Here is a 10,488-nt window from a genome sequence, read left to right as displayed (position 1 = left end):
AGATGACCGGGCATTTCACCGAAGCCACCACCGACCACTGGCAGCGCATCGTCGCGGCCGATGACGTCGAGCGGCCCGAGGCGCCCTGGCGCTTCGGCTACCCGGCCCGCCTGCCCGACGGCCGCGTGCTGATGCTGCCGATCCGGCAACTCGCGGCCGAGCCGGCGCATGCCGTGGCATCGCTGCTGGTCAACCACGCCTCGCTCGAAGTGGTCGACACGCTGGGCGCCATGCTGGCGCAGCGCCTGGCCCCGCAGGCGCCCGAACTGGTGATCGGCCTGCCCACGCTGGGGCTCACGCTGGCGCCGGTGGTCGCGCGTGCGCTGGGCCATGCACGCTACCTGCCGATGGGCTACTCGCGCAAGTTCTGGTACGACGAGGCGCTGTCCGCGCCGGTGCACTCGATCACCTCGCCGACGCCGGGCAAGCGCATCTATCTCGACCCCCACCTGCGTCCGCTGATCGAGGGCCGGCGGCTGGTACTGGTCGACGACGCGGTCAGCACCGGCACCACGCTGCTCGCGGCCTGGGAGCTGATCGAGTCGCTGGGCGGCGATGTGGTTGCCTGCGGGGTCGCGATGCTGCAGGGTCGCCGCTGGGTCGACAAGCTCGGGGCCGAGCGCGCCGCGCGGGTGGTCGGCGTGTTTGAAAGTCCGCTGCTGAAGGCGGTGCCCGACGGCTGGGTGCTGCGGGACTAGCGCGAGTTCATCGCGCGGCGCGCGCGAGGGCGTCCAGCACCACGCGCCGCAGCAAGGCCTCGTCGGCCACGCTGGCCACCTCCGCATTGGACGCCGCGCGCCTCGGCACCCGCCACTCGACGACGGTCATGCCGCGGGTGTGCTCGCCCTTGCATTCGGCCACCAGGTGCGCCGGCCTGAAGCTCATTCCGTGGGGCGCCACCAGCGCCGCGGCGGCCGTCGGGTCGTAGAGCGACATCGGCAAGGTGCCCGCCGGGCTCGCGATGCGCACATAGCCGAGCAGCAGGTCGGCCAGCAGCTCGGCCTTGTCGGTGCCGACGGCACGCAGGGCCTCGGCGTCGGCCGCATGCACGCGCACCTGCCGGCAGGCATCGAGGCCGACCATATGCAGCGCCACGCCGGCGTCGAGCACCGCATTGATCGACTCGGGGTCGACGGCCGCATTGAATTCGGCCGCCGCCGTGTGGTTGCCCGGCCCGGCGCTGCCGCCCATCCACATCAGCTGGCCGATGCGCGGCGCCAGTTCGGGGCGGCGCTGCAGCAGCCGCGCGATGTTGGTGAGCGGCCCCAGCGCGAGCAGCGTGACCGGCTGGTCCGCGGCCGAGAGATGGTCGATCAGGGCGGCCACCGCGTCGCTCGATGCCAGCGCGGTGCGCACCAGCGGCAGGCTGCGGCCGGCCGAGGCCATGGCGTCCGCGCCGAGGATGTTCTGCGCCGTGACCAGTTCGCCAACCAGCGGCCCGTCGCTGCCGGCGTGGATCGGAAAGCCCCAGCCGAAGCAGGCGGCCGCGCGCAAGGCGTTGTCGACCACCACCTCGAGCGGCGCGTTGCCCGCCACCAGCGACATGCCGTCGACCCGCCAGGGCGGCGTCTGCGTGACCGTGAGCACGGCCGCCAGATCGTCGAAGCCCATGTCGGTGTCGATCCAGGCGGAAGTCGGTGCGTTTGAAGGATGCATGCGAGATTGTGTCGCCTGCCCGGCGTTGGCCGGCTGGCGTCGTCAACCCATCTTGGTCGGCAGCCAGAGCGCGATGATCGGGAACGCGATCAAAATCACCAGCCGCAGGATGTCGGTCAGGATGAAGGGCAGCACGCCCTTGAAGATGGTCGTGAAGCTGACGTCCTTGACCACGCTCTTGATGACGAAGACGTTCATGCCCACCGGCGGATGGATCAGCCCGAGCTCCACCGTCATCACGATGATGACGCCGAACCAGATCGGATCGAAGCCCAGGTGGACGATCACCGGGAAGATGATCGGCACGGTGAGGATGATCATCGCCATGGCGTCCATCAGGCAGCCGAGCACCAGGTACATCAGCATGATCAGCGCCAGCACGCCGTAGCGGCCGATGCCCAGGCTGGTGAGGAACTCGGTGAGCTTCTGCGGGCTCTGCGTGATGGTGAGGAAATAGCCGAACAGCAGGGCGCCGATCAGCACCGTGAAGACCGCCGCCGCGGTGCGGGTGGCCGACAGCAGCGCCTCGCGGATCTTCGGGCCGTCGAGCTTGCGGCGCAGCAGGCCGAGGATGAAGGCGCCGCTGGCGCCGACGCCGCCGGCCTCGGTCGGCGTGAAGAAGCCGCCGTACAGGCCGCCGATCACGAAGATGAAGAGCACCAGCGGCGCCCAGACGTTCTTCAGGTCGGCCAGCCGCTCGGCCCAGGGCCGGAGCTGGCCGCCGGGCAGCCAGTCGGGCCGCACCCGCACGATGATCGCGATGGTCATCACGTACATCGCCATCGCCAGGATGCCCGGCACGATGCCGGCCATGAAGAGCTTGCCGATGTCCTGCTGCGTGAGGATGGCGTAGACCGCGAGCACGGTCGACGGCGGCAGGATGGCACCCAGCGTGCCGCCGGCCGCGATCACGCCGGTCGAGAACGACTGCGGGTAGTTGAAGCGCCGCATCTCCGGATAGGCCACGGCCGAGAAGGTGGCGGCGGTGGCCACCGACGAGCCGCAGATCGCCGCGAAGCCGCCGCAGGCCAGCACGGTGGCCACGCCGAGCCCGCCGCGCAGATGGCCGATCATTGAGTTCGCGGCCTTGAACAGCTCGCGGCTGACCCCCGACACCGACACCAGCGCGCCCATCAGCATGAACATCGGGATGACGCCGAAGGTGTAGTCGGTCACCGTGCGCATCGAGGTCTGGCCGACCAGCTTGAGCGCCGGGCCGGGGCCGACGATCCAGGCGTAGCCGGTGACGCCGACCAGGCCCATCGCCATGCCGACCGGCACCCGCAGCAGCATCAATGCGAAAAGAACCACGAAACCCAATACTGCTATCGCATCAGTGCTCATTCATCGGCTTTCATTTCCGGCTTCTCGTCATGGAGCAATTCAGGATGGAAGATCAATCGATAGGTGCGGATCGCGATCAGCACCACGGCCGAGACGTCGCCGAGCCAGGCCACCGCGTAGAAGGGCCAGGTCGGGATGTTCATGTCGTAGGTCAGCACGTTGTCGACATAGGTGCCGCGCACCTTGTCGAACAGCATGGCGGTCTGCACCGCGACCACGAACAGCAGCACCAGCGTCGCGAAGACGTCGATCCAGCGCTTCATGCGCGGCCCGGCGGCGGTCCAGACCAGGTCGACCGTGATGTGGCCACCGCGGTAGCTGGTGGCCGCGATGCCCCAGAAGATCAGGATGCCCAGCAGCATCCGGCCGAAGTCGTAGGAGTCGGGGATCGAGGTGTTGAAGAACTTGCGCAGCACCACCGCCAGGAAGATGTTGAGCGCGACGATCCCCACGAACATGGCGGCCAGCCACTCGATGGAATTGATCATCCGGTCCATGACCCCCACGCGGGGTCGGGTCGGCGCTGCTGCGTCGTTCATTCGAACCCCGCCCGGCTCAGAGCGCCGACTTGTTCTTGGCCAGGCTGGCCTTGAGCGCGTCCATCACGGCCTTCGGGTCCTGGCTCACCTTTTTCACGCCCTCGGCCCATTGGGCCTCGCCGGGCGCCGTGGCCTTGCGCCAGGCGTCGAGCTGCTCGGGCGTGAGCTTGTAGATCTCGTGGCCCGGCTGGCCGGCGATCTTGGCGCGGCCCGCGAACTCGAAGTCGGCCCACGGCGTGGCGACCTTCTCGGCCCATTCGCTGGTGCAGTGGTCGTCGATGACCTTCTTCTGCGCCGGCGACATGCTGTCGTACTTGCTCTGGTTCATGGCCCAGACGAAAGGCGTGACGTAGAGCGGCACGTCCATGTGGTAGCTGACCACCTTGTCGATGCCGAACAGGCCGATCGAGCCCCACGGGAAAGTGATCGCGTCGGCCACGCCGCGCTCCAGCATGTCGCGCGACTCGGGCGCCGACGCCTGCACGTTGGTGCCGCCCAGCGAGGTGACCATCTGGCCGATGGTGCTCGTGGCGGGGCGGATCTTCATGCCCTTGATGTCGGTCGGGAGCGTGATCTTCTTGCGCGCGTGGAAGGTGCCCGGGTCGTGCACGAAGGCGAAGCAGAACTTCACGTCCTTCATCTCCTTCGCCGCGTAGGAGCGGTACCACTCGTCGATGGCGGCCGAGCCGCCCTTGCCGTTGGCGAACAGGAAGGGCAGCGACGCGCCGGCCATGATCGGGAAGCGGCCCGGCTGGTAGCCCGGGTTGATGTAGGCGAAGTCGGCAATGCCGTCGCGCGCCATGTCGTAGTGGTCGAAGGCCTTGCCGAGCTGCTCCGACGGGAACAGCGTCGCGGTGATGGTGCCGTTCGAGGCCTTCTTGATGTCGTCGGCCCAGGCCTGCAGCGACGGATTGAGCGGATGCTGCGCCGGCACCCAGCTCGACATCTTGAGGTTGACCGGCTTGTCCTGTGCATGAACGGCACCGGCTGCCAGTGCCAGCGTGGCCGAAAGTGCCAGCACGGCGCGGCCGGTGGCCGAAGTCATGAAGCGGATAGGGGTCATGGGATGTGTCTCCTTGCGGGTGTTGTCGGATCGGGAAGCTCGGCGCGGTGCGAATCGGTTATTTTTTATAAGAATCGACGCACCGTGAATCGGCATTTACCTTGATTGGGCGGGCGTGGCGCCGGCCTGCGGCTTGCGCTTCATCCATCGAATCGGCTGCGCGACCACCGGCCGCGGCGGCGCGCCGTGGCGCACCAGCGCCGCGTCGAGCGCCTTGCCGGCCTCGTCCGCCAGCGCGGCTTCGCGCGCTGCCGCGATCGCCGTGGCGCGCGCGGCCGGCGAGCCGTCTGGCAGCGGCGCCGTCGCCAGGTGATCGATCACGTGCAGCAGGTTGGCCTTGCCGCGCTCGTTGGTGCTGCCGTAGCCCTTGATGAGGCGGCCGCAGAGCGCCACCTCGTGGCCCAGGCGCCAGTCGGCGCGCGTGCCTGCGACGACGGCGTCGAGCCAGCGCACGATCAGCGCTTGTTCGTCGGCGAATCGGCTGCCGCGCTTGCGCAGCCAGCGCAGCGACGCCAGCAGCCGCAGCGAGGCCATGCCGATCACCGAATGGCTGCCGACCTTCAGCGGCATCGCCCAGGGCGTCGAACGGCGCCGGTCCCAGGCGGTCACGCGATGCGCCAGCGGGGCCGGCAACAGCGCCGCGAACTCGGGTGCGCCGGGCTTGAAGTGGTCGTACACCTTGACGATGTCGTCGTCGCCGGCCTTGACCTCGCCGCGCACGCGCTGTGTCCGGCTGGCCCGGCTCTTGAGTTCGGCCACCCGAACGATGTCGTCGAAAGCCATCCACAAGGCCAGCCAGCGCGCCATTTCGCGCGTGGTCGAGTAGCCGTGGGCGGCTGCCGGATCGGCCGCGCGCTCGGCGGCCAGCACCTGGGCCAGGCGCTCGACATAGAGCGTGGCGTAGGCGGCGTCCTGGTAGTCGAGCACCCGCGCATGGCCGAGCGCGAGCAGGTCGTGCATCGGCGCCGGAAACCGGGCGGCCACGGCCGGCGGCAGCGGCGTCGGCAGCGCGCGTTCGCCGCTCGCGCTGTCCAGCAGGCGGGTCACCATGGCGGCCTGTTCCCGCGGCGCGTTGACTGCATCGAAGGCGGCGGCGAAGCCGCGCAGGCTGGCGGCGGCCATCTTGCCCGGCTTGTCGCTGCCGCCGTCGCCGCCCCGTACCGCTCGCTCGTAGGCCGCGCGCGGAAACGGGAACAGTCCGCTGCCGGCGATCGCGCCGAGCATCACGGCACTGACCACCGTGCCGGCCTCGCGCGCCGCGGCCCCCATGTCGAACACGTGGTGCTCGCGGCTGAAGGCCTTGACCACCTCGAGCAGCCGGCCGGCATCGGCGCGGCCATCGCCGGGCTGCATGCGCTCGGCGGTGGTCAGGGTGCGGGCCGAGGAGGTGATGACGAGGGTGCGCTCGGGTGCGCTCATGCCGTTGCCGATCTGGCGCGTGGTCTCGAGCAGTTCGGACGAGACGATGGCGTCCAGCGCGCCCGGCACCGGACTCAGGCTGAACACCGGCCGGCGGCCGCCGAGCTCGGCCAGCGGCACCGGGAAGACCTCGACGTAGTAGGTGGTGGCACCGGTGCGCTGCGCCACGCCGGGGATCGAGGTGCTCTGCGCCGCGTAGCCCGCATGGCGCGCGGTATCGACCAGCCATTCGGTCAGCACGCCGCCGCCTTCGCCGCCGAGGGCGCAGATGAGCAGGGTGGTGGGTTGGGTGCGGTTCATCATGCGGGCTGGAGAAGTCGGACGAATGCGCCGCGCAGTCCGTGCAGCAGGCGTTCGTGCCATTTCGGGTTCTGCACCACCTCGGCGCGGTAGAAGCTCGGGCACAGCGTGGCGGCATGGGCATTGGCGCCGCACAGGCCGCAGCCCACGCAGCCGTCGATCACGACCGCCACCGGATCGACCTTGAGCGGGTCCGGGTTGTCCTTGATCGTCAACGTCGGGCAGCCCGACAGGCGGATGCAGGCATGGTCGCCGTTGCAGACGTCCTCGTCGACGCCGTACTTCACGCGCACCACCCGCTCGCCTCTCTTGAGCAGGCTGGCGATCCACGGCTTGATGCGGCGCTGGCGCTCGAGCTGGCATTCGCCCTCGGCGACGATCACCTTCAGCCCGTTGAAGTCGCTGGTGAAGGCGTCGTTGAGCGTCTTGCGCATCTTGTCGACGTCGTAGGTGTGGACCGTGTGCAGCCACTGCACGCCGAGGCCCCTGAGCGTGGCCTCGATGGTCTGGTTCTTGTCGACCAGGCTCTGCTGCTTGTCGACCGCGCGCTCCTTGACCTCGTCGTCGGGCGTGGAGATGATGTCCTGCGTGCCGGTGGCCGAGGTGTAGCCGTTCTTGAAGATCAGCAGCACCGCATCGTCGCCGTTGAAGAGTGCACTCTGCACGCCCGTGAGAAGGCCGTTGTGCCAGAAGCCGCCGTCGCCCATGATCGACAGCGCCCGCCGCTGCATCATCGGCGACACGCCGGCGCGGCTCGCCAGGCTCATGCCGTAGCCGAGGATCGAATGCCCCATCGAGAACGGCTCGAAGGTGCCGAAGGCATGGCAGCCGATGTCGGCCGCGATGTGGACCGGGCCGCTGTCCTGCTGGGCCAGCTTGAGCGCCGCGAACACCGGCCGCTCGGGGCAACCGATGCAGAAGCTCGGCGGCCGAATGGGCAGCGGGGCGTCGAGCCGGGTCGCGACCGCGGCGCGGCGGTCGATGTTGCCCGCCAGCCAGGCGCGGCCCGAGCCGTGCGCATGGTCCGGCAGGTAGCGCTCGGCGAAGCGGCCGACGCCGGTGGCCAGCACCTCGACGCCGTATTCGCCGGCGGCCGGCAGCATGTCGCAGCCGTGCAGCGGCGTCTGGATGTCGCGCCGGCGCAGCAAGGTCGCGATCTCCTGCTCGATGTATTCGGGCTGCCCCTCTTCGACCACCAGCACCGCGCGCTTGCCGACGCAGAAATCCGCCACTTCCTCGGGCACCAGCGGATAGGCGACATTGAGCACCAGCAACGGGACATCGGTGGCGCCGAAGGCATCCGCCAGGCCGAGTTGCTGCAGGCTGCGGATGAGCGCGTTGTAGAGCCCGCCCTGCACCACGATGCCGAGGTCGGCGTGCGTGCCCGGGATCAGTTCGTTGAGCTTGTGCTCGGCGATGTAGCGGCGCGCTGCCGGCAGCCGTTCTTCGCCCTTGAGCTTCTCGTGGCGGAAGGTGACGGGCGGATGCGCGAGCCGCATGTAGTCGAAGCCGGCGGGCTCCGCCATGAGTGCACGGGTCGAGATGGCGGGCGGCAGGTTGTCCCTGCATTCGAAGCTGCCGCGCACGTGGCAGGTGCGGATGCGCAACTCCATCATGCAGGGCATGTTGGAGAACTCCGACAAGCGGAAGCCGTGCTCGACCATGTCCACCATCACGGCCAGGTCGGGCCGCGGGTCGAGCAGGCACATGCTGGACTTGAGCGCATAGGCATGCGTGCGCTCCTGGATCACCGAGGCGCCTTCGCCGTAGTCCTCGCCGACCACGATCAGCACGCCGCCCTTGACACCCGGCGACGACAGGTTGGACAGCGCGTCGGCCGCCACGTTGGTGCCGACGATGGATTTCCAGGTGACGGCGCCGCGCAGCGGATAGTGGATCGAGGCGCCGAGCATGGCCGCCGCCGAGGCTTCGTTGGAACAGGCCTCGACGTGCACGCCGAGTTCGTCCATGTAGGGCTTGGCCTGCACCATGACGTCGAGCAGGTGGGACACCGGCGCGCCCTGGTAGCCGCCGACGTAGGCCACGCCGGACTGCAGGAGTGCCTTGGTGATCGCGAGGATGCCCTCGCCGTGAAAGGTGTCGCCGGCACCGAGGCGCAGGGCCTCGATTTCCTTGCTGAATGAAACTTCCAAGAGACGGATTCCTGTTTGCCGGAGGGCTGGGGTGGCGGGGGCAGAGCGGCGCCGGGGTCGGCTCACCGGCCGGTCGCCAGTGTCGTGGGGCGGTCAGCAGTCATCAATAAAATAATCAAACTAAGCAATATGAACGCCATGCATATCGATTCGATCGACTTGAACCTGCTGCGGCTGTTCGACGCCGTCTACCGGGCCCGCAGCGTGAGCCGGGCGGCGGAGTCGCTGGGCCTGACCCAGCCGGCCGCCAGCCACGGGCTGGGCCGGCTGCGCCTGCTGCTCAAGGACGCGCTCTTCATGCGGGCGCCGGGCGGCGTCGCGCCGACGCCGCGCGCCGACCGGCTGGCGGTGGCGGTGCAGGCGGCGCTGGGCACCCTCGAGGAGGCGCTCAACGAGCCCGATCGCTTCGAGCCCTCGGCCTCGCGCAAGACCTTCCGCATCCACATGAGCGACATCGGCGAGGGCCGCTTCCTGCCGGTCCTGATGGCCCGCCTGGGCGCGCTGGCGCCCGGGGTGCGGCTGGAGACGCTGCCGCTGCCACCGGCCGAGATCGCCCCGGCGCTGGACAACGGCCGGATCGACTTCGCCTTCGGTTTCCTGCCGAAGGTGCGCGACACCCAGCGCGCGCACCTGCTGAAGGACCGCTACATCGTGCTGCTGCGCGCGGGCCATCCGTTCACGCGCGGCCGGCGCAACAGCGGGGCGCTGCTCGACGCGCTGCAGACACTCGAGTACGTGGCCGTGCGCACCCACGCCGAAACCCTGCGGATCCTGCAGCTGCTCAACCTCGAGGACCGGGTGCGGCTGACCACCGAACACTTCATGGTGCTGCCGGCGATCGTGCGGGCCACCGACCTGGCGGTGGTGATGCCGCGCAACATCGCCCGCGGCTTCGCGCAGGAGGGCGGCTACGCGATCGTCGAGCCGGCCTTTCCGCTGCGCGACTTCAGCGTCTCGCTCCACTGGAGCAAGCGCTTCGAGGGCGATGCGGCCAACCGCTGGCTGCAGCAGGTGATCCGGGAACTGTTCAGCGAGGGAGCCTGACCATCACCTGACTTGAAGTCGACAATGGTTTACGATTTCGAACATATTTTTGTAGGATGAAGGCATGCGACATCCATCAGTCATCGACGCGTCGACCCAGCCCGCACCCCTGGCGGGCGCGGGCGCCTGAACCGCATGGCCCAGAACCTTCTGCCACGGGCGTTTCGCGAGGCCGCCTATCGCCGCAAGTTCATCGACAACGTCGACGAGCACCTGTTCATGGGCTCCTACGAGAGCTTCGAAGCGGCTGCCGCGGCGGCACCGACGTCCAAGCCCATGGGGTTCGACAACGCCGCGGAGGCCCGCCGGCTGTTCAGCCAGAAGATCTTCTTCTACGACTACCCGGGGCTGTTCTGGATCGCCCGCTCGTTCGAGGACGGCTTGCGTTCCGTGTTCGACCTCGGCGGCCATGCCGGCATCAAGTACTACGCGTTCCGTCGCGTGCTCAACTACCCGTCGGGCATGCGCTGGAGGACCTGCGATGTCGCGGGCGTCATCCAGGCCGGCCGCGAGATCGCCGCCGAGCGCGGCATCGGCGAGGAACTGAGCTTCACCAGCGACTACAAGGAAGCCAGCGGCTTCGACGTGCTGTTCATTTCGGGTTGCCTGCAGTTCCTGCCCGAACGCATGCCCCAGATCCTGGCCGCGCTGCCAGTCAAGCCGAAGCGCATCATCCTGAACACCACGACGGTGCATCCCGAGCGAACGATCTTCACCGTGCACAGCCTCGGGTTCGGCTTCTGCCCCTACCGCATCCAGAAATACGACGAGCTGATGGCCGACCTGGTCGAGGCGGGCTACGTGCGGCGCGATGCCTGGCGCAATGAGGGCAAGCTGATCGAGGTGCCCTTCGTCGAAGGCGGAGACGCCGCCTACTACGCCGGTTGCTGCTTCGACCTCCGGCCGGGTTAGGGCGCCTCCCGCGCCCGGCGACTTCAAGGGTTTTCCCTATCGTCACATACCGGGCGCC

9 protein-coding genes are annotated in these 10,488 nt (G+C 68.8%); 3 read left to right on the top strand and 6 right to left on the bottom strand.

The window, feature by feature from the left end:
- Nucleotides 1-2 precede the first annotated feature (2 nt).
- Nucleotides 3-698 carry a phosphoribosyltransferase gene (locus QTI17_RS26435; protein ID WP_286536651.1) on the top strand — a complete coding sequence of 232 codons (696 nt, stop codon included), beginning with the start codon at nucleotides 3-5 and terminating at the stop codon, nucleotides 696-698.
- A gap of 7 nt (nucleotides 699-705) precedes the next feature.
- Here QTI17_RS26435 and QTI17_RS26430 read toward each other — a convergent pair whose 3' ends face one another.
- The 6 genes from QTI17_RS26430 to QTI17_RS26405 all read right to left on the bottom strand — a co-directional run bounded on the left by QTI17_RS26430 (nucleotide 706) and on the right by QTI17_RS26405 (nucleotide 8,474).
- On the bottom strand, nucleotides 706-1,656 hold the full coding sequence (locus QTI17_RS26430) for a nucleoside hydrolase (protein ID WP_286536650.1): 951 nt from the start codon (nucleotides 1,654-1,656) through the stop codon (nucleotides 706-708).
- A gap of 42 nt (nucleotides 1,657-1,698) precedes the next feature.
- Complete coding sequence (locus QTI17_RS26425; RefSeq protein WP_286536649.1) at nucleotides 1,699-3,000, bottom strand: TRAP transporter large permease; 1,302 nt, start codon at nucleotides 2,998-3,000, stop codon at nucleotides 1,699-1,701.
- Nucleotides 2,997-3,539 carry a TRAP transporter small permease gene (locus tag QTI17_RS26420; protein WP_286536648.1) on the bottom strand — a complete coding sequence of 181 codons (543 nt, stop codon included), beginning with the start codon at nucleotides 3,537-3,539 and terminating at the stop codon, nucleotides 2,997-2,999. Before QTI17_RS26420 ends, QTI17_RS26425 begins: the two co-directional genes overlap by 4 nt.
- 16 nt (nucleotides 3,540-3,555) lie before the next feature.
- Entirely contained in the window at nucleotides 3,556-4,602 is a 1,047-nt protein-coding gene (locus QTI17_RS26415) for a TRAP transporter substrate-binding protein (RefSeq protein WP_286536647.1), read from the bottom strand.
- A gap of 96 nt (nucleotides 4,603-4,698) precedes the next feature.
- The gene (locus QTI17_RS26410) at nucleotides 4,699-6,321 is read right to left on the bottom strand and encodes an indolepyruvate oxidoreductase subunit beta family protein (protein ID WP_286536646.1); all 1,623 of its coding nucleotides are present in this window, start codon (nucleotides 6,319-6,321) and stop codon (nucleotides 4,699-4,701) included.
- A complete protein-coding gene (locus QTI17_RS26405; protein WP_286536645.1) occupies nucleotides 6,321-8,474 on the bottom strand; it encodes a thiamine pyrophosphate-dependent enzyme in 2,154 nt (717 codons plus the stop codon). The genes QTI17_RS26410 and QTI17_RS26405 overlap by 1 nt, the downstream gene beginning before the upstream one ends.
- A gap of 129 nt (nucleotides 8,475-8,603) precedes the next feature.
- Here QTI17_RS26405 and QTI17_RS26400 point away from each other — a divergent pair, with 129 nt between their 5' ends.
- Together QTI17_RS26400 and QTI17_RS26395 are read left to right on the top strand one after the other, a co-directional pair.
- On the top strand, nucleotides 8,604-9,518 hold the full coding sequence (locus QTI17_RS26400) for a LysR family transcriptional regulator (RefSeq protein ID WP_286536644.1): 915 nt from the start codon (nucleotides 8,604-8,606) through the stop codon (nucleotides 9,516-9,518).
- Nucleotides 9,519-9,653: 135 nt separating this feature from the next.
- A complete protein-coding gene (locus QTI17_RS26395) occupies nucleotides 9,654-10,430 on the top strand; it encodes a methyltransferase, TIGR04325 family (RefSeq protein ID WP_286527758.1) in 777 nt (258 codons plus the stop codon).
- Nucleotides 10,431-10,488 lie beyond the last annotated feature (58 nt).

The organism is Variovorax sp. J31P179 (assembly GCF_030316985.1).
GTDB lineage: Bacteria > Pseudomonadota > Gammaproteobacteria > Burkholderiales > Burkholderiaceae_C > Variovorax > Variovorax ginsengisoli_B.
This window is presented reverse-complemented; position numbering and strand designations above follow the sequence as displayed.